General features: G+C 59.0%; 22 protein-coding genes. 8 read left to right on the top strand and 14 right to left on the bottom strand.

Annotation, left to right across the window (positions count from 1 at the left end; genetic code table 11):
• Positions 1-85 precede the first annotated feature (85 nt).
• The 4 genes from msrB to BVH74_RS10880 all read left to right on the top strand — a co-directional run bounded on the left by msrB (position 86) and on the right by BVH74_RS10880 (position 2,050).
• Entirely contained in the window at positions 86-604 is a 519-nt protein-coding gene (gene msrB / locus BVH74_RS10895; RefSeq protein WP_080050094.1) for a peptide-methionine (R)-S-oxide reductase MsrB, read from the top strand.
• Between the two features lie 3 nt (positions 605-607).
• On the top strand, positions 608-1,222 hold the full coding sequence (gene msrA / locus BVH74_RS10890; RefSeq protein WP_080050093.1) for a peptide-methionine (S)-S-oxide reductase MsrA: 615 nt from the start codon (positions 608-610) through the stop codon (positions 1,220-1,222).
• Between the two features lie 62 nt (positions 1,223-1,284).
• Positions 1,285-1,764, top strand: coding sequence for an FKBP-type peptidyl-prolyl cis-trans isomerase (locus BVH74_RS10885; protein ID WP_080050092.1), 480 nt, complete (start codon positions 1,285-1,287; stop codon positions 1,762-1,764).
• Between the two features lie 106 nt (positions 1,765-1,870).
• Entirely contained in the window at positions 1,871-2,050 is a 180-nt protein-coding gene (locus BVH74_RS10880) for a PFL_1563 family small protein (protein ID WP_080050091.1), read from the top strand.
• Between the two features lie 6 nt (positions 2,051-2,056).
• On the opposite strand, the gene BVH74_RS10875 is transcribed toward BVH74_RS10880, so the two are convergent.
• The 6 genes from BVH74_RS10875 to BVH74_RS10850 form a co-directional block, all read right to left on the bottom strand.
• The gene (locus tag BVH74_RS10875; protein WP_080050090.1) at positions 2,057-2,788 is read right to left on the bottom strand and encodes an SDR family oxidoreductase; all 732 of its coding nucleotides are present in this window, start codon (positions 2,786-2,788) and stop codon (positions 2,057-2,059) included.
• A gap of 126 nt (positions 2,789-2,914) precedes the next feature.
• Positions 2,915-3,430, bottom strand: coding sequence for a GDYXXLXY domain-containing protein (locus BVH74_RS10870; protein ID WP_080050089.1), 516 nt, complete (start codon positions 3,428-3,430; stop codon positions 2,915-2,917).
• Positions 3,427-4,488 (bottom strand): DUF4401 domain-containing protein, encoded by a 1,062-nt coding sequence (locus tag BVH74_RS10865; protein ID WP_080050088.1) that lies wholly within the window; start codon positions 4,486-4,488, stop codon positions 3,427-3,429. The genes BVH74_RS10870 and BVH74_RS10865 overlap by 4 nt, the downstream gene beginning before the upstream one ends.
• On the bottom strand, positions 4,485-5,456 hold the full coding sequence (locus tag BVH74_RS10860) for a DUF2157 domain-containing protein (RefSeq protein WP_080050087.1): 972 nt from the start codon (positions 5,454-5,456) through the stop codon (positions 4,485-4,487). Before BVH74_RS10860 ends, BVH74_RS10865 begins: the two co-directional genes overlap by 4 nt.
• Positions 5,457-7,334, bottom strand: coding sequence for an MFS transporter (locus tag BVH74_RS10855; protein WP_080050086.1), 1,878 nt, complete (start codon positions 7,332-7,334; stop codon positions 5,457-5,459). It lies immediately after the preceding gene.
• Between the two features lie 154 nt (positions 7,335-7,488).
• On the bottom strand, positions 7,489-8,919 hold the full coding sequence (locus BVH74_RS10850) for an MFS transporter (protein WP_080050085.1): 1,431 nt from the start codon (positions 8,917-8,919) through the stop codon (positions 7,489-7,491).
• 396 nt (positions 8,920-9,315) lie between these two features.
• Here BVH74_RS10850 and BVH74_RS10845 point away from each other — a divergent pair, with 396 nt between their 5' ends.
• The 4 genes from BVH74_RS10845 to BVH74_RS10830 all read left to right on the top strand — a co-directional run bounded on the left by BVH74_RS10845 (position 9,316) and on the right by BVH74_RS10830 (position 11,841).
• Entirely contained in the window at positions 9,316-9,735 is a 420-nt protein-coding gene (locus BVH74_RS10845) for an anti-virulence regulator CigR family protein (RefSeq protein ID WP_269434084.1), read from the top strand.
• A 122-nt stretch (positions 9,736-9,857) separates the two neighbouring features.
• Positions 9,858-10,070: a bacterioferritin-associated ferredoxin gene (locus BVH74_RS10840; protein ID WP_080050084.1), complete on the top strand. Its 213-nt coding sequence runs from the start codon at positions 9,858-9,860 to the stop codon at positions 10,068-10,070.
• Between the two features lie 118 nt (positions 10,071-10,188).
• Positions 10,189-10,656 carry a bacterioferritin gene (gene bfr, locus BVH74_RS10835; protein ID WP_080050083.1) on the top strand — a complete coding sequence of 156 codons (468 nt, stop codon included), beginning with the start codon at positions 10,189-10,191 and terminating at the stop codon, positions 10,654-10,656.
• A gap of 129 nt (positions 10,657-10,785) precedes the next feature.
• Positions 10,786-11,841 (top strand): NAD(P)-dependent alcohol dehydrogenase, encoded by a 1,056-nt coding sequence (locus BVH74_RS10830; protein ID WP_080050082.1) that lies wholly within the window; start codon positions 10,786-10,788, stop codon positions 11,839-11,841.
• Between the two features lie 48 nt (positions 11,842-11,889).
• Here the strand turns inward: BVH74_RS10830 and pyrF are convergent, their stop codons facing one another.
• The 8 genes from pyrF to hisC form a co-directional block, all read right to left on the bottom strand.
• Positions 11,890-12,591, bottom strand: a complete 702-nt coding sequence (gene pyrF, locus BVH74_RS10825) for an orotidine-5'-phosphate decarboxylase (RefSeq protein WP_080050081.1) — start codon at positions 12,589-12,591, stop codon at positions 11,890-11,892.
• A 39-nt stretch (positions 12,592-12,630) separates the two neighbouring features.
• The gene (gene lapB, locus BVH74_RS10820; RefSeq protein ID WP_080050080.1) at positions 12,631-13,809 is read right to left on the bottom strand and encodes a lipopolysaccharide assembly protein LapB; all 1,179 of its coding nucleotides are present in this window, start codon (positions 13,807-13,809) and stop codon (positions 12,631-12,633) included.
• Between the two features lie 5 nt (positions 13,810-13,814).
• Positions 13,815-14,114 (bottom strand): lipopolysaccharide assembly protein LapA domain-containing protein, encoded by a 300-nt coding sequence (locus tag BVH74_RS10815; RefSeq protein WP_080050079.1) that lies wholly within the window; start codon positions 14,112-14,114, stop codon positions 13,815-13,817.
• A gap of 73 nt (positions 14,115-14,187) precedes the next feature.
• Positions 14,188-14,472: an integration host factor subunit beta gene (ihfB, locus tag BVH74_RS10810; RefSeq protein WP_080050078.1), complete on the bottom strand. Its 285-nt coding sequence runs from the start codon at positions 14,470-14,472 to the stop codon at positions 14,188-14,190.
• A gap of 158 nt (positions 14,473-14,630) precedes the next feature.
• On the bottom strand, positions 14,631-16,313 hold the full coding sequence (gene rpsA / locus BVH74_RS10805; protein ID WP_080050077.1) for a 30S ribosomal protein S1: 1,683 nt from the start codon (positions 16,311-16,313) through the stop codon (positions 14,631-14,633).
• A 156-nt stretch (positions 16,314-16,469) separates the two neighbouring features.
• On the bottom strand, positions 16,470-17,162 hold the full coding sequence (gene cmk, locus BVH74_RS10800; protein ID WP_080050076.1) for a (d)CMP kinase: 693 nt from the start codon (positions 17,160-17,162) through the stop codon (positions 16,470-16,472).
• Positions 17,159-19,402, bottom strand: coding sequence for a bifunctional prephenate dehydrogenase/3-phosphoshikimate 1-carboxyvinyltransferase (locus BVH74_RS10795; protein WP_080050075.1), 2,244 nt, complete (start codon positions 19,400-19,402; stop codon positions 17,159-17,161). The genes cmk and BVH74_RS10795 overlap by 4 nt, the downstream gene beginning before the upstream one ends.
• A complete protein-coding gene (hisC, locus tag BVH74_RS10790; protein WP_080050074.1) occupies positions 19,395-20,507 on the bottom strand; it encodes a histidinol-phosphate transaminase in 1,113 nt (370 codons plus the stop codon). The genes BVH74_RS10795 and hisC overlap by 8 nt, the downstream gene beginning before the upstream one ends.
• Positions 20,508-20,526 lie beyond the last annotated feature (19 nt).

Here is a 20,526-nt window from a genome sequence, read left to right as displayed (position 1 = left end):
TGCCGCACCTGCCATACTTATGATCTGGCAACCAAACCAAGGCAGCGCGGTCAAATCAGAACCCCCGCTGCGACAGGAGCAGTCCATGAACCGCAGAACCCTGTTGACAGGTCTGGCCAGTCTGCCGGTACTGCCGCTGTTCAGCGGTTTTACCCTGGCCGCAGACTCGCCCTTGTCCGCCCAGCCCCCTACGCGCCTTGCGCATCCACCCAGCTATTGGCGCGACAAGGTTTCGGCCGAAGCCTGGAAAGTCTTGTTCGAAGAGGCCACCGAGCGCCCCGGCAGCAGCCCGCTGGATCAGCTCTACGCACCTGGCAGCTACCTATGCGCAGCCTGTTACCTGCCGCTGTTTCGCAGCGAAGACAAGTACGACAGTGGCACCGGCTGGCCCAGTTTCACCCAACCCATTGAGGGTGCACTGGGCACCAAACTCGATTTCAGACTGCTGTGGCCACGTACCGAGTATCACTGTACCCGCTGTGGTGGCCACCAGGGCCATGTGTTCAACGATGGCCCCGCACCGCTGGGTAAACGCTGGTGCAACAATGGCGTGGCGCTACGTTTCGTGCCTGCTGACCAGCCCCTGCCGCCACTGCGAGGCTGACCCATGCCCTGGCTAATGCTGATCCTGACCCTGCTGTGTATCACCCCGACCCACGCCAACCAGGCCCTGACGGAAGGTCCGCCTGGCACCCAAATGGCAGTCTTCGCTGGCGGCTGTTTCTGGTGTACCGAAGCCGATTTCGACAAGCTGCCTGGCGTGGCCGAAACCATCTCCGGCTATATCGGCGGCGACGCCCAAAGCGCCAACTATCCAATGGTCTCGGCCGGCCGCACCGAGCATATCGAAGCGGTAGCGGTGTTCTACGATCCGCAGCAGACCAGCTTCGCCAGCCTGGTCGAAGCCTATTGGCCGACCATTGATCCGTTGACCGCCAACGCCCAGTTCTGCGACCGTGGCCGGCAATACCGCAGTGCGCTGTTCTATGCCAACGAACACCAGCGTGCAGTGCTGGAAACCTCGCGCCAGGCCCTGACCGACTCGGGACGCTTTGCCCGCCCCATCGTGACCGAAATCCTGCCGCAAACGGCCTTCTATCCGGCCGAGGAGTACCACCAGGACTACTATCTGAAGAACCCCCTACGCTACAACTTCTATCGCAGCCGCTGCGGGCGCGACGCCCGCCTCAAAGAGCTCTGGGGCGAACCTGCCAAGCGCTGACTTGGCATTCGCCGGCCGGCACTGGATAATCCGCTCTTTCAACCAGCCAGCGAGCAGGAACGATGCAGATCGCCAACAATACCGTTGTCCAGTTTCACTACACCCTGTCCGATGCCAGTGGCGAGATCGAAAGCTCGTACAAACATGAGCCAGTGCTCTACCTGCACGGCCAGGCCGGCCTGATTGACGGTTTGGTCGAGGCCCTGGAAGGCCGCCAGGCCGGCGACAGCTTCAGCGTCACCATTCCCGCTGAAAAGGCCTACGGCCAGCCGCGCGAAAACGCCACCCAGAAAGTCCAGGTCAAGTACCTGCAAGGCGCCAAAAAGTGGAAACCCGGCATGGTCGCCGTTCTGCAAACCGAACGCGGTCCGGTCCAGGTTACTGTGACCAAGGTCGGCCTCAAGCAGGTGGAAGTGGATACCAACCACCCACTGGCCGGCAAGGAGCTGACCTTCGCCATCGAGATTCTCGATGTCCGCGCCGCCACCGAAGAAGAAATTGCCCACGGGCACGCCCATGGCGTAGGCGGCCACCAGCACTGAACCGGCCTGCCGGACAGCCGCCTGTCCGGCTTTTGCCGTGAATCCGGGCTTTATTGCTGCAAAACCTGTATGGTGGTGGGTCTTATTCCAAAACCGGCAGGTTCCCATGTCCGCGAAAACTACTGCAAGCAAACGCAAGAACGACGCCGCCATCGCTACCCACCAGTCGATTCAGGACCAAATCGATGCTTTCCTGAATGCTGGCGGGGAAATCCAGAACATCCCAAACGGGGTCAGCGGCCAAACCTGGGCCAATCCGCACCGGGCCAGCAAGGGCACCCGCTGAACCTGGTCAGAACGGCTGCACGGTGGGGCGGATGATGATTTCGTTGATATCCACCTCAGCCGGCTGAGCCAGCGTCCAGGCAATCGTCTGGGCCACCGACTCTGCGGGCAAGGCAATCTGATAGGCCTGTTCCAGCGCCCTGACGGCCCTCTCGTCAGAACTGCCGTAGGGCAGCTCAGTGGCGATGGCGCCCGGCGATATCAGACTGCAGCGAATGTTCGGGCACTCCTGACGCAGCCCTTCAGTCAGAGCCCGGACAGCAAACTTGGTGGCGCTGTAAACGGCTCCGCCAGGCGCCACCTTGTGCGAAGCCAGTGACCCCAGATTGATCAGATGCCCGGCCTGTTGCTGCTGAAAGACCGGCAATGCCGCCGCCACCCCATGCAGCACCCCCTTGAGATTGATATCAACCATTCGCTCCCACTCATCAACCGCCAGTTTGTGGATCGAACCAACCGCCATCAGGCCGGCATTATTGATCAACACATCCAGCCGGCCGTAGCGCTGTACGGCCAGTTCAACCAGAGCGCGAACCTGATCGCGATTGGTCACATCGGTCTCTTGCCACAATGCTTCACCACCGGCCTGGTGAATATCGGCGGCCAGCGCCTCCAGCCGTGCCGCGCGCCGCGCGCCCAGCACGACCCGGGCCCCGAGGCCGGCCAGGTGAGTGGCTGTTGCTGCGCCTATACCACTGCTGGCGCCGGTGATCACGACGACCTTGCCACTGAGTTCCATGGTTTATCTCCTGTTCAATCAGTAGCCCTACCATAGAACCAAAAACCAATAAACAACAGCAAGATACAAACAAGAATGACCATTCATTCATAATTGTGATCAAATCGACAACAGAGACTGCCACGCTCAGCGCTGGTTGCTGCCGATCAACTCCAGTTCGGCATCATAGAGCGCCTGCAGCAACGCCGTTCCGTCAGCACGAACCCGGAAGCCACCCCAGCGAGCCGCTTCATAGCGCTCAGCCGTTCCTTCCTGAAAGAAGAAGGCATTGGGGCCTACGCTATAACCACCATCCTGACGCCGTATGCGCATAGCCAGGAGCGCTTCGGTATCGGGTAATTCATCAGCTACAGCCTGTAACCGCCCACGCTGCTGCTGATCAAGAACAAGCCAAGCGAACCGTGGCGCTACCCCCTCCTCGTCAGGCCAACCATCGGCCTGATGAAGCTGCAGGTCAACTGCGAAGCGCAGCGCCATATAGTCACCCTGCATCAGCGAGCGCGGGTCTACCGGGGCCAGTTCAAGCAAGACCACATGCCCATCACGCAAGGTGCGCTCATGCCCCCAGACAGCAGCCAGGGCTACCGCAACCACCAGCAGCCAGGCAGCAAACATGCCCAGCCGTTGCCAGCTTCGAGTCATGACAGCCTCCCAATCCAGCGCAACGCCAACCAGCGCAGCACCAGTAATCCCATGCCGCTGAGTACCAAAACCAGCGACTTATCCAGCAAGCTCAAATGCAAGTTGTAGTACAGCTCCCCCAGATATCCCAGCGCAAACACCGGCGCCACGACACTCCAGAGCCGGCTTCCTGCCTGCCAGGCAGCCAGCCCCAGGGCGGCGCTAACCAGCAGGCCCGGTGCCTGGTTGAGCAACAGACATAGCAGCAACAGTGGCACCAACAAGAGCAGCCGCTGGCGCCCGCTGTTTCTTAGTAACCACAACCCCACTCCGAGCAACAGCAGCCCTGCACCCAGACGATAGAACAGTGGCAGCCAGTGATGCACCGTACCCGTGCCCAGGCGTTGCCAGAGCATTTCCATGACGCTTTGATGGCCGAACAGCATTAACACCAGAGCAACCAGCGTGGCCGCATTGAGCAGAGGCCTGAGCCATTGCGCCAGACCGGCCAACGCCCAATGCGCGCGAGCCAACCAGCCAACCACCGCTGCGCCCGCCAGTAGCAGGCCATATAGCGCCAGCGCTGGACCGGCGCCAATCAGCACTGCGATATTTCCCAATACCAGCAAAGCGCAAAGCATACGGTGCAGCGCTGTTGCGGGCATCCAGAACAGAGCTGCTGCCAACAGCGCGCTGATCAGCGCCGGGTAACTCAACCGGTATGTTGGCAAATCCAGTCCTTGCACCAAGGCAATCATCACAATCAACTGGCCACTAAGAGAAAAGGCCAGAGCCAACTGGGCGGAGAACAAGCCCGGCTGACGAAACAGCCAGACACTCGCTCCCAGCATCAACACCCCAACCAGCATCTGCCCCCAGGGGCCATCAGCCAGCAGCATCACCGGCATGAAAAAAGCACCACCGATCATCAGCGCCGACAACCAGGCGGCAGCGCCAAGCAAAAGCGACAGCCACCAGGGCGAACCCTCCAGCTCCAGCAGCCCCTGGTGTTGGGCAGAATCAATCAGGCGCTCACGCCCCATGGCCTTGAGCAAGTTATCCAGCCAGGCCTGCTTCATCCCCGCCCCTCCCGGTACAAGCGATGTAACCAGATCGAAGCCAGTGCACTGCTGAGCAGCAGATAGCCACCCAGGATATTGAACAGCATGAAGCCATCCAAAGCCTCCAGCCCGCGTGCCAGCCCCGAAGCTCCGACAATGATCAGGCAGAACAGCTGCAAGGCCAGCAATGGCAGATCCCGGCGCAGATACAGATAGCCCACTATCCCAACCGCGCACACCACCAGCAAAACCAGCAACACCGCAGCAAACCCACTTTCCCACCAGCCTAGCAAGCCCCCTGGTGTCCAGGCCGCCAGCAACAGCAAGCCTGCCAAGCGCTGAATCAACCGCGCAGGGCGGCAAAGCAGGTACGGTTCAAGCCACTCGAACAGCAGCAGTACCGCGAGATTGAACAACCCCAGCATCAGCAAGCCGTCAGCCTGGCCAAAACCCCAGAACAGTTGAAACATCGGCATGCTGATGAAGAAACGCAGCAACGCCAGATTACAAACCAGCAACCACAGCCCCCAACAGACTGCCGAACGCGACAGCAGCGCCCAGGGCAACATCAACACAGCCCAGGCAGCAAACAATTGCCAGATATCAGCCCCGGTCTGATAGGTCTGCCCGATCAACGCCAGCAAGGCACCGCTGGTCAGGGCGCAGCCCAGCAGCATGGCACGTTGCAACGATGAATAGGGCGCGGCGTAACCAGCTAGTGCAGTGAACGTTGTCAGCGCCCCGACAGCCAGCCCCAGCTTGGCAAACCGGTGCAGGTCATCCCAGTTCCAGGCCAGAAAGAAAATCAGCCCGACAGCCAGCAGCAAAACCCCGGCCAGCGCCAGCAGACGATCAAGCAGGTTGCGCCATTGTCGGGAGTCCGGCTGATGCCAGCCCAGGCGCTCCAACTGTTGCCACTGCTCGGCTCCGAGCCGGCCGCTCTCGACCCAGCGGTGCAACTGATCACGCTCGCGCAACCCCATCATTTAGCGTCCCTCGCCACGCAACTGGCTGACCTGTTGTTGCAAGTCCTGACTGGTGACCTGCTCCGGCGCCAGAGGCACACCCGCCACCAGCCCCACTCGCGACCAGAAGCGGCGAAAAAAGCCTTTGTCCGGGGCGCGGCTGAAGAAACTGCCCCACAGCCCACGCAGAGCCATGGGAATCACCGGCACCGGGTGCTCTTCAATGATGCGCGCGATGCCATTGCGAAACTCATTGATCTCGCCGTTACCGGTCAGCTTGCCCTCCGGGAAGATGCAGACTACTTCCCCTGCTTCCAGATATTCACCAATACGCCGAAAAGCCTCTTCATACACCTGCTCATCCTCATGCCGGGCCGCAATCGGCACAGTGCCGGCGGTGCGGAAAATGAAGTTCAGCACAGGTAAATTGTAGATCTTGTAGTACATCACGAAGCGCACCGGTCGGCGCACTGCGCCGCCGATCAGCAAAGCATCAACGAAAGACACGTGATTGCAGACCAGCACGCAAGCTCCGTCGTCCGGAATCGCCTCCAGATTGTCATGCGAAACCCGGTACATGGAGTGGCTGAGCAGCCATACCAGAAAACGCATGGTGAACTCGGGCACGACCTTGAAGATGTAGACATTGACCGCCACGTTCATCAGCGAAATGACCAAAAACAGCTCAGGGATCGACAAGCCCGCCTGGGTCAACAACGCAATCGCGGTAACCGCCGACAGCACCATGAACAAAGCATTGAGGATATTGTTCGCAGCAATCACCCGGGCCCGTTCTTCATCGCGGGTACGGGCCTGGATCAGCGCATACAGTGGAACGATGTAGAAACCACCGAATACTCCCAGACCGAGAATGCAGCTCATCACCCACCAGGCGGCTGGCTGGCTCATCAGACCCAGCCAGGTGTACTCGACGCTGGCAGCCTCAACACTCCCGGCGCCCCACCACAGCAGCAGGCCGAACAGGGTCAAGCCCAATGAGCCGAATGGCACCAGACCGATTTCCACCTTGCGTCCGGACAAGCGCTCACACAGCATTGAGCCCAGCGCGATACCCACGGAAAACACCATCAAAATCAGGGTTACCACACTTTCATCGCCGTGCAGATAATCCTTGGCGAACCCGGGAATCTGGGTCAGATAGGTCGCCCCGAGAAACCAGAACCAGGAGTTGCCCAGCAGCGAGCGCGATACCGAAGGCACCTGCTTGACCAACCCCAGATGCATGATGGCCCAGGACTGGCGCAAAATATTCCAGTCCAGCTTCAGCCCCGGTAAGGCTGCCGCAGCCCTGGGAATACCCAGGCTGGTCACAAACCCGAAAAGTGCTACCGCCACTACCGACCCGCCGACCCAGACAGCCCAGCCATCGCCAGCCATGAGGATGCCGGCATACAGGGTGCCGCCCAAAATCGCCAGAAAGGTGCCCATTTCCACCAATGCGTTCCCGCCAACCAGTTCCTCTTCTCGCAGGTGCTGAGGCAGGATCGAATATTTGACCGGGCCGAACAGGGCTGACTGAGTCCCCATGGCGAACAGTACCAGCAGCATCAGTGGCAGGCTGCCAAACAGCACGCTGACAGCCCCCAACAGCATGATCAGGATCTCGCCGCCCTTGATTACCCGGATCAGGGCATCCTTGGCAAACTTCTCGCCGAACTGACCTCCCAGTGCCGAAAACAGGAAGAACGGCAGAATGAAGAGCAACGCGCACAGGTTGATCAGTAGATTGCTATCACCCGAAAAACTGAGCTTGTACAGGATCGCCAGGATCAGCGCCTGCTTGAACAAATTATCGTTGAAAGCCCCAAATAACTGGGTGAGGAAGTAAGGCAGAAAACGCCTGCTGGCCAGCAGGGAGAATTGCGAGGGTTGTGCCATGTGCAGGGTGGTCCTTGTTCAGCGAGTCCTTGTTATAGGATGTCAGCATAAACGAATCAGGACACATGCAAGGATACTGAGTTGTCATTCAGCACCTTTTTTAGACTTTTCTCATACCAGCGCCCGCTAACCCCGGGCGCTGGTTAGCCCACCGTCAGTGCGAAGCCAGCCCCAAACGACGGTTACGCCGTACAATCCATTGATGAATCCGCTCCTGACGATCCGAGGTCAGCGGATAGCGCCAGGAAATAGCGAAAGCGGTCATATACAACATGACCGGCCCAAGGATGTACAGCACCCGCAAGGCCATCAGTTGCCCGTCGCTATGCTCAGCAGCCTGGGCATCGAAACCGACCAGCGCCAGCAGCCCAAGCGACAACCCCAGACCGATCGCCATCGCCAGTTTATGGGCCATGCCGGACATGGCGAAGAACAACCCGGTCCGATGCTCCTTGCTACGGGCTGTATCCAGATCAACGATATCCGCCAGCATCGACAGCGGCAGGAACTGGAAGGCGGCAAAACAGAAGCCCTTGAGCGCGAACATGATGGCGAACGGCAGCAACTGGCCGGCCTGCAGGAAGAACATACCTATGATACTCAGGCTCGACACTGCTACCGCGACACAAAACGCCCGGTGCTTGCCGATACGTTTACCGGCGATCAGCCAGAATGGAATCCCCAGAATACCGACCCCGAAGTACAGCAAGTACATCATGCCGATATGGGCCTGAATCTGAATAACGTGCTGCATGAAAAAAACCGACAGTGCATTGCGGAATGACTCACCGGTTACCACGATCAGCAGAATCAGCATCATGCGCTTGAACGGGCCGTTATTCTTCAGTACCCGCAACCCCTTGCGCCAGTCGGTGCGCTGCACTGACTTAGGCGGTGCTTCCTTGACCGTAGTGACCACCAGCAGCACGGTCAACGGCAGCAAAATCAACAGCATCCAGGCCATCGCTGCCAGAATCGGACCATAACCGATACTGAGCTGACCATCACTGCCCAGCAGCCAGACCGCAAACTGCATGACAGCCCCGTCAGTCTCGCCGGCCTGAAACTTGGCCCCCAGGCGCTGAACGATGGCCGGAGCCAAGGCGGCAAGAAACAGGCCTACCAGCACAAATCCCTCCCGTGCAGCAGTAACCCGACTGCGCTGGTGGTATGCGGGCGAAAGCTCAGCGCCCCAGGCACCATAGGGCAAGGTAACCATGGTCCACCCCAGATACATGATCACGGTCCAGACCAGCAGATGGCCAATCCCAGCCCCCTCGGGTGGCATGAAAATCATCACCGTACCCAGCAGCATCAGCGGCATCCCCATCAGCAGCCAGGGTTTGCGCCGCCCCAGCCGGGTTTGCCAGCGGTCACTGAGGGTGCCGATCAACGGATCGGTGATGACATCGGACATGCGAGCGATGACCAGCACTAGCGCCATCAAGGCCATGTTGAGCCCAACTTCCTGGGCGTAAAACGGTGGCAGGTAAACCACCAGTGGGTAACCGATCACTGCCAATGGCATGCCCACGGAACCGTGAACCAGGATGGTGGAGCGCTTGAGAACGCCAGACTGACTCATGCTTGTCTCCCGCTGAGATACGTGCAAGCTCCCGCAGGGCTTGCCTTGTTTTCATTGTTCGTCTCGTCGTGGCCGCGCCGGTAGCAAATGGTGCACGGCAATCAAGCCATGCCCCAACCGGCAACCAGCCGCCGTATAGCCTGACCGATTCTAGGCTCCCATAGGAGCATTACAAGCAGCACTGACTGAATAGTCATTCATTCTTGTAATGAACTGTGTCGTCAAGCTCTTTGAACTACGGCAGAACGCCGGAAAATAAAGGGGCCCAGCCATTATCGATCGGCCACCATGAGCCACATTCAGTTCACTGATGGCTCTGGAGCAAGGTTCAATCAACAGCATGACGGAACCCAAAGACCACAGTTACACTCAAACGACAAAAGGAGAACAACCCGTATGCCCGTGAACAAACTCATGACCGCGCGCCATTGCACCCTGTTTCTAGCCCTCAGCCTATGTGCCGGCAGCGTATTGGCGCAGCCGCCGCATGCGCGTGGCCAGGCGGGACACCACCAGTATCAAACTACCCATAACCACTCCAGCTCACGGGTGGTTATCGAAGAAGCCGTAATCCGCACTATCCTGCGCGACAACCATATGTATGTTGGCCAGGTCGACAGCCTGCCACCAGGCATCCGGAAGAATCTGGCCCGAGGCAAGCCCCTTCCCCCGGGAATCGCCAAACAGTTGGATAGCCGCCTGGTCGCCCAACTACCCCACTACCCCGGCTACGACTGGCGTCGGGTAGGCCGCGATCTGGTGCTGATAGCAGTCACTACTGCAGTTGTAGAAGCTATTCTGGACAATGTTTTTTGATTGAGCCGTCGTTACGCGGTACGCCCTTAACCGTGCCGCGTAATAATATCTCAAACTCGTTTGACAACTATTCTCATTACCATTAGCATGTCCAGCATAACCATTCAGAACTGGGACATGCCATGTACGTCTGTCTGTGCAAAGGGGTTACCGACCGTCAGATTCGCGATGCGATCAATAGTGGCGCATGCAGCATGCGCGATCTGCGTGAGTCTCTGGATGTCGCCAGTCAATGCGGAAAATGCGGGCGCGATTGTAAGTCCCTGCTGAATGAAACATTGCTGGCCGGTCAGGCCGCGGCCATGGCCGGCGACTCGCTCTGGGTCGCCGCCTGACAGACATTAATTCCAACTGATAATCATTACTAATTCCCTTCCAGATCAACCACTTAGATTTGACTTTAAGCAACCGCCAGACCAGACTGATAGCTGAACTGAAGTGAGGACATCAGTCATGAAAGGCGACAAGAAAGTCATCCAGCATCTCAATACCATTCTTGGCAACGAACTGGTTGCCATCAACCAGTATTTTCTCCATGCGCGCATGCTGCAGGACTGGGGGCTGGACAAGCTTGGCGACCACGAGTATCACGAATCCATTGACGAAATGAAGCATGCCGACATGCTGATCAAGCGGATACTGTTTCTCGAAGGCCTACCCAATCTGCAGGATCTGGGCAAGCTGCTGATCGGTGAGAACACTCGGGAAATCCTCGAGTGCGACCTCAAGCTGGAAATGAAAGGCATCCCGGACCTCAAAGCGGCCATCGCTTACTGTGAAAGCGTTGGCGACTACGGTAGCCGCGATCTGTGCGAACAGATCCTCAACTCCGAAGAGGAACATGTCGACTGGCTGGAAACCCAGCTCGGCCTGATCAACGCGGTTGGTCTGGAGAATTACCAGCAGTCGCAAATGAGCTGACCTACCTACCCGCCACCCGGATCACCGGGTGGCGAAGCTTTGCCCACCTTGACCCAGATCAACCCCACACGCCACCAGCCGGTCTATTGTTAATGCTCAGTATCCCGCCACCTGCCCCGGAGGTGCACCATGAGCAGCATGAAAGCCGCGGTTTTCGTTGAACCCGGCCGCATCGAAATTCAGCAGCGCCCCATCCCCGACATCGGCCCGACCGACGCTCTTCTACGCGTGACCACGACGACCATTTGCGGCACCGATGTACACATTCTCAAAGGCGAGTACCCGGTCAAGCCCGGTTTGATCATTGGCCACGAACCGGTTGGCGTGATCGAAAAGCTTGGCAATGCAGTTAGCGGCTACCACATCGGTCAACGGGTCATTGCCGGGGCCATTACCCCCTGCGGTCAATGTCACCCCTGCCTGGATGGACACTCAAGTCAGTGCGGCGGGCATGCCATGGGTGGCTGGCAACTGGGTAACAGCATCGACGGCTGCCAGGCCGAATACGTGCGTATCCCCAACGCCCAGGCCAACCTGACCCCAGTCCCGGACGGTCTGAGCGACGAGCAGGTCCTGATGTGCCCGGACATCATGAGTACCGGTTTTGGCGGCGCTGAAAGTGGTCATATCCGCATTGGCGACACTGTGGCGATCTTTGCCCAGGGGCCAATAGGACTGTGTGCCACCGCTGGCGCCAAACTGATGGGAGCGACCCGGATCATCGTGGTCGACGGCGTCAATGAGCGCCTGGAGGTTGCCAAGCGACTGGGCGCGGATATCACGATCAACTTCAAGGAACAGGATCCCTTGGTCGTGATTCGGGAACAGACCCAGGGCGCTGGGGTAGATGTTGCGATTGAAGCACTCGGCACCCAGCAAACCTTCGAGTCCTGTCTGCGCGCGCTGAAGCCCGGCGGCACTCTATCCAGTCTCGGAGTCTATTCGGGCAAGTTGTCGATGCCACTTGACGCCATTGCTGCAGGCCTGGGCGATCACACCATAGTGACCACGCTATGCCCTGGCGGCAAAGAGCGCATGCGGCGTTTGATGGAAGTTGTCGCATCAGGACGGGTCGACCTGACGGCCATGGTTACCCACCGCTTCAAGCTCGACGACATTGTCGCCGCCTATGAGCTGTTCAGCCATCAGCGCGATGGGGTACTCAAGGTGGCCATCACCCCGTAATGACAACGGCCAATACCGGCCGCCAGCGGCGGCCGGAGCCGTTGTGCATTACTCGGCCAGACTGGCGATAATGGCCTGCAACGCTTGCGCCGGCTGTTCGGCACGGGTAATTGGTCGGCCAATCACCAGATAGCTGCTGCCGTTGTCCAGGCCCTGGCGCGGCGTCACGATACGCTTCTGATCATCAGCACTGGCTTCAGCCGGACGAATACCCGGCGTGACCAACAGAAAATCATCACCCAAAGCGCTACGCAATGCCTTGGCCTCACGCGCCGAGCACACCACTCCATCGAGCCCACAGTCCTGGGTAAGCCGCGCCAAGCGCTGGACCTGAACCATCGGCTCGATATCCATCCCGACCTCCTGCAAATCCTCTTGCTCCATGCTGGTCAGCACGGTGACAGCGGTCAGCAGTGGACGTGCACCAGAGCGCCGGTCGAGCACCTCACGACAGGCCTCCATCATCCGCCGCCCGCCTCCGGCATGCACATTAACCATCCAGACGCCCAACTCGGCAGCAGCTCGTACGGCGCTGGCCGTGGTGTTGGGGATGTCATGGAACTTGAGATCCAGAAACACTTCAAAGCCCTTTGCCTGAAGCGCATCAACCACCGCCGGACCACTGCTGGTAAACAGCTCCTTGCCGACCTTGACCCGGCACTGACTGGGGTTGAGCTGGTCAGCGAGGGCCAGAGCGTCAGCAGCGTCGGCAAAATCCAGCGCGACAATGATAGGTGTGTGACAAGGCATGCATCAGTCCTGTGCTAAATACGAAAGGGGAATGGCCGCTCAGGCAGCCTCTCGCCCCTTGAGGGGTCTTAGAGTGGACCAGCCGTGACAGGTGGGACACTGCCAGTGAAGCTGCCGGGCGGAAAAGCCACAAGCCTCACAACGGTACTGGTGTTTGTCGATCAGCAACGCTTCGACAATCCCACGCAAGATCATCAGGTTGTCTCGTCCTTTTTGGCCAACCTGATCCTTGTGCAGATCTATCAGATACAACAACCCCCGCAGCGAAGGCCGTTGCTGGATATGTGCCAGCACAAACAGGCTGGCAGCACTCAACCCCTGCTGCTGATACAGCTCATCGGCTTTGGCCAGCACGGTTGCCATCATCGGCAATCCGTCCGCCGCCAAAACCCGATCCAGGTAGGCCTGCATATCCAGGCCGCCATTATCAGCGCAGCGACGTACCAGCGGCAAGGCCTGAGGGACAAAATCAGCGTCCTGTTCGGCCAACCGCTGCAGCCATTTGGCCGCCTCACGGACCTGACCCTGCGCCTGTTCAAGCTCAGCCAGCATCAACATCGCTCGCACACACCCGGGGTCCACCTCGAGCGCTGCCCGCATCAGGCGCCTGACCTGCGGCCACTCGCCCAGGCTTTGGGGCTTTTGCGCCAATTCGCAGTGGTAATGCGCGAGCACCACCTTGAAATCAGCACGCTCACGCACCAGCTTGCGCCCAGCCTCAATCGCATGCTCCCAGTCGCGCTCGCGCTCATGGACCATGATCAGATCTACCAGAGCTTCGGCCTTGAGCTGGGAGTTCGAGTTGATCAGTTCATCAAGCAACCGCTCGGCACGATTAAGCATACCGACCGCCAGGTAATCTCTGGCCAACTCAAGCTGAACCCGGTCAGCTTGCTCACGAGTCAGATTAGGCCGGGCCAACAGGTTCTGGTGGACCTTAATCGCACGCTCGACATCGCCACGCTGGCAGAATAGCTTGCCAATGGCGATATGGGTTTCTACTGTTTCCGGATTGACTTCCAGCGCCCGAATAAAAGTTTCAATCGCCTCGTCCGGCTGTTCGTTGAGCAGGTAGTTAAGGCCGATGAAATACTGCTTGTCGATCGCACTGCCGTGCGGCTTGAGCATGAAACCGACCTTGATCGCCTCACGCCGCCCAAGCAACCAACCTATCGCCAGGGCTGCCATGAACAGGCCAAGGAACAGCAGCTCCTGCATGGCAATCAGCCTTTGACGGCCTGGGTCCGCAGCTTGTCAATTTCCTTGCGGTAGCGGTTCAACTCATTGCTTTGCAACATCAGCCGCAAACGCAGACGCGTGGTGATCAGCCAGCCGATGAACACTCCCAGCAAACTACCAAGAATGAAGGCAAAGACAATGAACAGGGAAAGCGGAAACGCTGGAGACTGCATTTCCAGAAACTGAAGGGTTACGCTCTGCTGGTTTTCCAGCATGAAATCAAGGGTCGCCAGTGCCACCAGCAAAAGGACAATGATCAGCACTGCGCGCTTGAGCCATAGCATGCCACACACTCCAATCCATTCGTGTAGGCCGGAGTATAGCGCAGGCTAGTTCAGGGGAGATACAGCGCCAGGCTTACAGCGACTCATTAACCCGGTCACGCAGCTCCTTGCCCGGCTTGAAGTGCGGCACGAACTTGCCGTCCAGCTCAACCGCATCACCGGTCTTCGGATTGCGGCCAACCCGAGGTGCCCGATAGTGCAAAGAGAAGCTGCCGAAACCGCGAATCTCGATACGTTCGCCGGTCGCCAAAGCCTGGGACATGTGCTCCAGCATGGTTTTGATGGCCAGTTCCACATCCTTGGCCGATAACTGTCCCTGCTGTTCGACGATACGCTCGATCAACTCCGACTTGGTCATGGTTTTTCCTTTTTTTTCAAGCGGCTAGATCCGTTTTTTATGGTTTTACCATGCTTGACGACGTTTGAACAGCCTGATAAGGAGCACAAAGCTAGGAATAACCCCAAAGCCACAAAAAAGGGCGACCGAAGTCGCCCTTTTTCAGGAATCACAAGGACTTAGTTGCCCTTGTTCTCCATTTGCTGCTTGATCAGATCACCAATGGTGGTCGGGCCAGCAGCAGCCACTTCCTGCTGACGCAGATCGCGGATCGCTTCCTTCTCGTCATCAACGTCCTTGGACTTGATCGACAGGCTGATCACGCGGCTCTTACGGTCGACACCAACGATCTTGGCTTCGACTTCATCGCCAACGTTCAGCGCGTTACGGGCGTCTTCAACGCGGTCACGGCTGATTTCGGAGGCTTTCAGAGTGCCTTCGACATCGTCGGCCAGAGTGATGACTGCACCCTTGGCATCAACTTCCTTGACGGTACCGGTAACGATGCTGCCCTTGTCGTTCAGGGAAACGAAGTTCGAGAACGGATCGTCTTCCAACTGCTTGACGCCCAGGGAGATACGCTCACGCTCTGGGTCAACCGACAGGATGACGGTTTCGATCTCGTCGCCCTTCTTGAAGCGACGTACGGCTTCTTCGCCGACTTCGTTCCAGGAGATATCGGACAGGTGAACCAGACCGTCGATGCCGCCGTCCAGACCAATGAAGATACCGAAATCGGTGATCGACTTGATGGAGCCGGAGATCTTGTCGCCCTTGTTGAACTTGCTGGAGAACTCTTCCCACGGGTTCATCTTGCACTGCTTGATGCCCAGGGAGATACGACGACGATCTTCGTCGATATCCAGAACCATGACTTCCACGTCGTCGCCGACCTGAACGACCTTGGACGGGTGGATGTTCTTGTTGGTCCAGTCCATTTCAGACACGTGTACCAGACCTTCAACACCCTCTTCCAGCTCGGCGAAGCAGCCGTAGTCGGTGAGGTTGGTGACCTTGGCGGTAACACGGGTGCCTTCCGGATAACGACCGGTGATGGCGACCCACGGATCTTCGCCCAGTTGCTTCAGGCCCAGGGAGACGCGATTGCGCTCGCGGTCGAACTTGAGCACCTTGACGTCGATCTCATCGCCAACATTGACGATCTCGGACGGATGCTTGATGCGCTTCCAGGCCATGTCGGTGATGTGCAGCAGGCCATCGACGCCGCCCAGATCGACGAACGCGCCGTAGTCGGTGAGGTTCTTGACGATACCCTTGACCACTTGACCTTCCTGCAGGGTTTCCAGCAGGGCTTCGCGCTCGGCACTGTTCTCGGCTTCCAGCACAGCACGGCGGGAAACGACAACGTTGTTGCGCTTCTGGTCGAGCTTGATGACCTTGAATTCCAGTTCCTTGCCTTCCAGGTGGGCAGTGTCGCGCACCGGACGGACATCGACCAGCGAACCCGGCAGGAACGCACGGATGGTATTGACGTCGACGGTAAAGCCACCTTTGACCTTGCCGTTGATGACACCCTTGACGATTTCTTCGGCGGCGAAAGCTGCCTCGAGAACTTTCCAGGATTCGGCGCGCTTGGCCTTCTCACGGGACAGTTTGGTTTCACCGAAGCCGTCTTCTACGGCGTCCAGTGCAACGTGCACCTCATCACCCACTGCGATGGTAAGCTCGCCCTGATCGTTCAGGAACTGATCACGCGGAATGACACCCTCGGACTTCAGACCGGCGTGAACGGTGACCCAGTCGGAGTCGATGTCCACAACGATACCGGTGATGATGGAGCCCGGCTCCATATCGAGAGTTTTCAGGCTTTCTTCAAAAAGTTCGGCAAAGCTTTCGCTCATTTGGATTCCTGTCAATGTAAATAAAGGCCGCAACCGCCTGGCCGCCAACATCGCGCGCCATGCAGCCCCGAGCCCGCCACGCCACCAGCTTGCGTGGGTTGATGATATAAATGCCCGTACCGGTGGTGCTGGTTACCCGGTACGGAACCCTCCTGATCAGCCCAGCAGGCCGCGCTTGTGCGCTTCCATCTGAACTGTTTCAAGTACTTGCTCAATGCTCATGTCGGTAGAATCGACCATGATCGCATCATCAGCCGGCTTGAGCGGCGCAACGCTACGATTCATGTCGCGCTCATCACGCGCCATAATCTCATCGAGTAGACTCGCCAGATTAGCAGTTTCGCCCTTTTGCAGCAACTGCTTGTACCGCCGTTCGGCGCGTTCCTGCGGGCTGGCGGTCAGAAATATCTTCAATTCTGCGTCGCTGAACACCACGGTCCCCATATCCCGACCATCGGCCACCAGCCCCGGCGCTTCGCGAAAGGCCTGCTGGCGCTGCAGCAAAGCCTCACGCACCGCTGGCAGGGAGGCGACCTGAGAAGCGCCAGCACCTATGGCCTCGGTACGGATGGCACGGGTCACGTCTTCACCCTCAAGGATGATCCGTTGCTCGCCCTGCCCTTCGTCAGCCACGAACTGCACGTCCAGGTGAGCAGCCAGCCGCGTAAGCACTTCCTCGTTGGTCAGGTCGACACCATGATTCTGCGCGGCAAAGGCCAGCAACCGGTACAGGGCACCCGAGTCGAGCAGATTCCAGCCTATGCGTGCGGCCAGCAATCCGGCGATAGTGCCCTTGCCCGAACCGCCGGGACCGTCGATGGTGATTACCGGGGTGCTTTGTTCGGTCACGCCGATGCCTCCAGGCTGACCTGAATACCCACAGACCGGGCCAGCTCGATGAATCCCGGGAAGGAGGTCGCCACGTTGGCGCAATCACTGATCTGGATGTCGCCGGTAGCTCGCAGTGAGGCAACACTGAAAGACATGGCGATACGATGATCACCGTGACTATCTACCTTGCCACCACCAATCGGCCCGCCATCGATGATGATCCCGTCGGCGGTCGGCTCAGCCCTGACACCCAGCGCCTGCAGACCATCGGCCATGACCTGGATCCGATCCGACTCCTTGACCCGCAACTCTTCCGCGCCACGCAGCACGGTACGCCCCTGGGCACAGGCTGCGGCCACGAACAACACCGGGAACTCATCAATGGCCAGCGGCACCTGATCAATCGGGATATCGATACCTTTGAGCTTGGCGCTGCGAATACGAATATCAGCCACCGGCTCGCCACCCACTTCGCGCTCATTGGACAGCTCGATATCACCGCCCATGGCCTTGAGGATATTGATCACCCCAACCCGGGTCGGGTTGATGCCGACGTGCTCCAGGGTCAGATCCGAGCCTTCGGCGATACTGGCGGCAACCATGAAGAAGGCGGCCGAAGAAATATCCGCCGGCACATCGATCTTGCATGCAGTCAGCTTGTGACCCGCCTCGATAGTGGCCTTGGCACCTTCAACCTTGATCGGATAACCAAAGCCTTTGAGCATCCGCTCGGTATGATCACGGGTTGGCGCAGGCTCAGTCACCGACGTGCTGCCACCGGCATACAGACCCGCCAGCAACAGGCAAGATTTGACCTGGGCGCTGGCCACTGGCATCTGGTAGTCCATCCCCATCAATTTGCTGCCGCCTGTAATGCGCAACGGCGGGCGACCATCTGCTGCAGTTTCGATCTGCGCACCCATTTCCCGCAATGGTTTGGCCACCCGCCCCATCGGGCGCTTGGACAGCGACGCATCACCGGTCAGCACGGTGTCAAACTCCTGACCGGCCAGCAAACCGGCCAAAAGACGCATCGAGGTTCCCGAGTTGCCCAGGTACAGGGGGCCAGGCGGAGCCTGCAGGCCCTGCAGTCCTACCCCATTGATGGTAACGCGACCATGGTGCGGACCTTCAATCACCACGCCCATGTCGCGGAACGCCTGCAGGGTCGCCAGACTGTCCTCCCCCTCCAGAAAGCCCTCCACTTCGGTCACACCTTCGGCCAGCGAGCCGAGCATGATCGAGCGATGGGAGATGGACTTGTCGCCAGGTACCCGGATACTGCCGTTGACACGACCTCCAGGCTGAGCGATGAAGTTGATGGCTTGAGTCTGCATAGGTTCCATATACGCCCTGCGGGCCAAAATGGTACTGAAATGCTCACGCGCAGCCTTGGCACGGGTAAACACCCCCAACAGGGTGTTGGCGTCCCGCCCCTCGACCGCTTCGCGCAAGCGGCTTAAATCCCGGGTGAAGTCGTCCAGGCTGCGCAATACCGCATCACGATTGGCCAGGAACACATCACGCCACATCACCGGATCACTGGCAGCGATCCGGGTAAAGTCACGAAAACCTCCCGCCGCATAGCGGAAGATCTCCAGGTTCTCGCTGCGAGCCGCCAGGGTGTCGACCAGCGAGAAGGCCAGCAAATGCGGCAGATGACTGGTAGCTGCCAGCACCTCGTCATGGTCAGCCAGAGGCATCGCCTCGACATCTGCGCCCAGGCAATGCCATAGCCGGGTGACCAGTTCCAGCGCTTGCTCGCTGGTGTTCTCCAGCGGAGTCAGAATCACCTTGTGCCGCCTGAACAACTCGGCGCGAGCAGCCTCAACCCCGCTTTTCTCGGAGCCGGCAATCGGGTGCCCGGGCACGAACAGCGGCGGGATCTGACCAAAGGCCTGCTCAACCGCCTTGACCACAGCCCCCTTGGTACTGCCAACATCGGTCAGCACCGCTTGTCCCAGAGACAAAGTCGCCAGTTCGGCCAGCACCTTTTCCATCGCCAGCACCGGCACAGCCAGCAGAATCACATCCGCATCACGCACCGCCTCAGCCAGATTGTCGGTCACCCGGTCGACCACCCCCAACGGCAAGGCCAGCCGGCGCGCCATCGGATCGGGATCACAACCGACAACCTCAGCGCACACACCAGCCTGGCGAATGCCCTTGGCAAACGAACCACCGATCAGGCCCAGACCGATTACCGCAAGGCGACCGATTGTCGGTACAGAAGATGACAGGCTGTTGACATCAACCACGGTCGAGCACCTTGGTCAGCGCCTCAAGGAAGCGCTGATTCTCCATCCCCAGACCAACAGTGACCCGAAGATGATTGGGCATGCCGTAGTTGGCCACCGGGCGCACAATCACACCCTCGCGCAACAGCGCCTGGAACACCGGGGCAGCCTCGCAACCCAGATCGACGGCAACAAAGTTGCCGCGTGAGGGAATCCAGCTCAACCCCAGCTCCCGAAAGCCGTGCTCTAACTGCAACATCCCTTCGCGATTGATCGCCCGACTGGCCTCAAGGTAGGCCTGATCGCCGAGACTGGCTAGCGCAGCGGCCAGCGCCAGACTGTTAACATTGAACGGCTGACGCACCCGATTCAGCGCGTCGGCAACCTGAGGATGACTAGCGGCGTAGCCCACCCGCAGCGCTGCCAGACCGTAGGCCTTGGAGAAGGTCCGCGACACCAGCAGGTTGGGATACTGCGTCAGGTAGTCAAAACCACGCGGAAAATCGGCATCCTCGACGTATTCAGTGTACGCCTCATCGAGCACCACGATGACCCGCTCCGGCACTTTGGCCAGAAAAGCTTCCAGCTCTGGCTTGCCAAGCCAGGTGCCAGTCGGATTGTTCGGGTTGGCGATGAACACCAGCCGGGTCGCTGGAGTAATGGCCGCCGCCATCGCCTCCAGATCATGCCCCCAATCGCGCGCCGGCACCACCACTGCCTTGGCTCCAACCGCCTGAGTCACGATCGGATAGACGGCAAAGGCGTGCTCACTGAACACCACCTCATGCTCGGGCGAAACAAACGCCCGGGTTACCAGCTCAAGAATGTCGTTGGAGCCATTACCCAGGGTCAACTGCTCAGGCTGCAGAGAAAACACGCGCGACAGCGCCTGCTTGAGCGCAAAGCCATTGCCATCCGGGTAGCGGGTCAGCTCCGGCAGACTCGCCTTGATCGCTTCCACCGCCAGCGGACTGGGGCCAAGCGGGTTCTCATTGCTGGCCAGCTTGACGATGTCTTCGGCGCGCAAACCAAATTCGCGCGCCAGCTCTTCCACCGGCTTGCCGGGGACATAGGGAGACAGCTTTTGCACCCCGGGCAGGGCCAGGGCAAGAAAATCACAGCTCATATGCGCTCCGCACAGGCCG

Source organism: Halopseudomonas phragmitis (genome assembly GCF_002056295.1).
GTDB lineage: Bacteria > Pseudomonadota > Gammaproteobacteria > Pseudomonadales > Pseudomonadaceae > Halopseudomonas > Halopseudomonas phragmitis.
The sequence above is the reverse complement of the archived record's forward strand: the minus strand, read 5'-3'. Positions and strand labels throughout refer to the sequence as shown.

What these genes read in the sequence shown, in the direction of transcription:
- ihfB (WP_080050078.1), bottom strand. Translation starts at nt 14,472, where the DNA reads ATGACCAAGTCGGAGTTGATCGAGCGTATCGTCGAACAGCAGGGACAG.
- lapB (WP_080050080.1), bottom strand. Translation starts at nt 13,809, where the DNA reads ATGCAGGAGCTGCTGTTCCTTGGCCTGTTCATGGCAGCCCTGGCGATA.
- pyrF (WP_080050081.1), bottom strand. Translation starts at nt 12,591, where the DNA reads ATGCCTTGTCACACACCTATCATTGTCGCGCTGGATTTTGCCGACGCT.
- BVH74_RS10855 (WP_080050086.1), bottom strand. Translation starts at nt 7,334, where the DNA reads ATGGCACAACCCTCGCAATTCTCCCTGCTGGCCAGCAGGCGTTTTCTG.
- msrB (WP_080050094.1), top strand. Translation starts at nt 86, where the DNA reads ATGAACCGCAGAACCCTGTTGACAGGTCTGGCCAGTCTGCCGGTACTG.
- BVH74_RS10865 (WP_080050088.1), bottom strand. Translation starts at nt 4,488, where the DNA reads ATGAAGCAGGCCTGGCTGGATAACTTGCTCAAGGCCATGGGGCGTGAG.
- BVH74_RS10845 (WP_269434084.1), top strand. Translation starts at nt 9,316, where the DNA reads ATGCCCGTGAACAAACTCATGACCGCGCGCCATTGCACCCTGTTTCTA.
- BVH74_RS10870 (WP_080050089.1), bottom strand. Translation starts at nt 3,430, where the DNA reads ATGACTCGAAGCTGGCAACGGCTGGGCATGTTTGCTGCCTGGCTGCTG.
- BVH74_RS10815 (WP_080050079.1), bottom strand. Translation starts at nt 14,114, where the DNA reads ATGCTATGGCTCAAGCGCGCAGTGCTGATCATTGTCCTTTTGCTGGTG.
- BVH74_RS10875 (WP_080050090.1), bottom strand. Translation starts at nt 2,788, where the DNA reads ATGGAACTCAGTGGCAAGGTCGTCGTGATCACCGGCGCCAGCAGTGGT.
- BVH74_RS10860 (WP_080050087.1), bottom strand. Translation starts at nt 5,456, where the DNA reads ATGATGGGGTTGCGCGAGCGTGATCAGTTGCACCGCTGGGTCGAGAGC.
- BVH74_RS10885 (WP_080050092.1), top strand. Translation starts at nt 1,285, where the DNA reads ATGCAGATCGCCAACAATACCGTTGTCCAGTTTCACTACACCCTGTCC.
- rpsA (WP_080050077.1), bottom strand. Translation starts at nt 16,313, where the DNA reads ATGAGCGAAAGCTTTGCCGAACTTTTTGAAGAAAGCCTGAAAACTCTC.
- bfr (WP_080050083.1), top strand. Translation starts at nt 10,189, where the DNA reads ATGAAAGGCGACAAGAAAGTCATCCAGCATCTCAATACCATTCTTGGC.
- hisC (WP_080050074.1), bottom strand. Translation starts at nt 20,507, where the DNA reads ATGAGCTGTGATTTTCTTGCCCTGGCCCTGCCCGGGGTGCAAAAGCTG.
- msrA (WP_080050093.1), top strand. Translation starts at nt 608, where the DNA reads ATGCCCTGGCTAATGCTGATCCTGACCCTGCTGTGTATCACCCCGACC.
- BVH74_RS10840 (WP_080050084.1), top strand. Translation starts at nt 9,858, where the DNA reads ATGTACGTCTGTCTGTGCAAAGGGGTTACCGACCGTCAGATTCGCGAT.
- BVH74_RS10880 (WP_080050091.1), top strand. Translation starts at nt 1,871, where the DNA reads ATGTCCGCGAAAACTACTGCAAGCAAACGCAAGAACGACGCCGCCATC.
- BVH74_RS10830 (WP_080050082.1), top strand. Translation starts at nt 10,786, where the DNA reads ATGAGCAGCATGAAAGCCGCGGTTTTCGTTGAACCCGGCCGCATCGAA.
- BVH74_RS10850 (WP_080050085.1), bottom strand. Translation starts at nt 8,919, where the DNA reads ATGAGTCAGTCTGGCGTTCTCAAGCGCTCCACCATCCTGGTTCACGGT.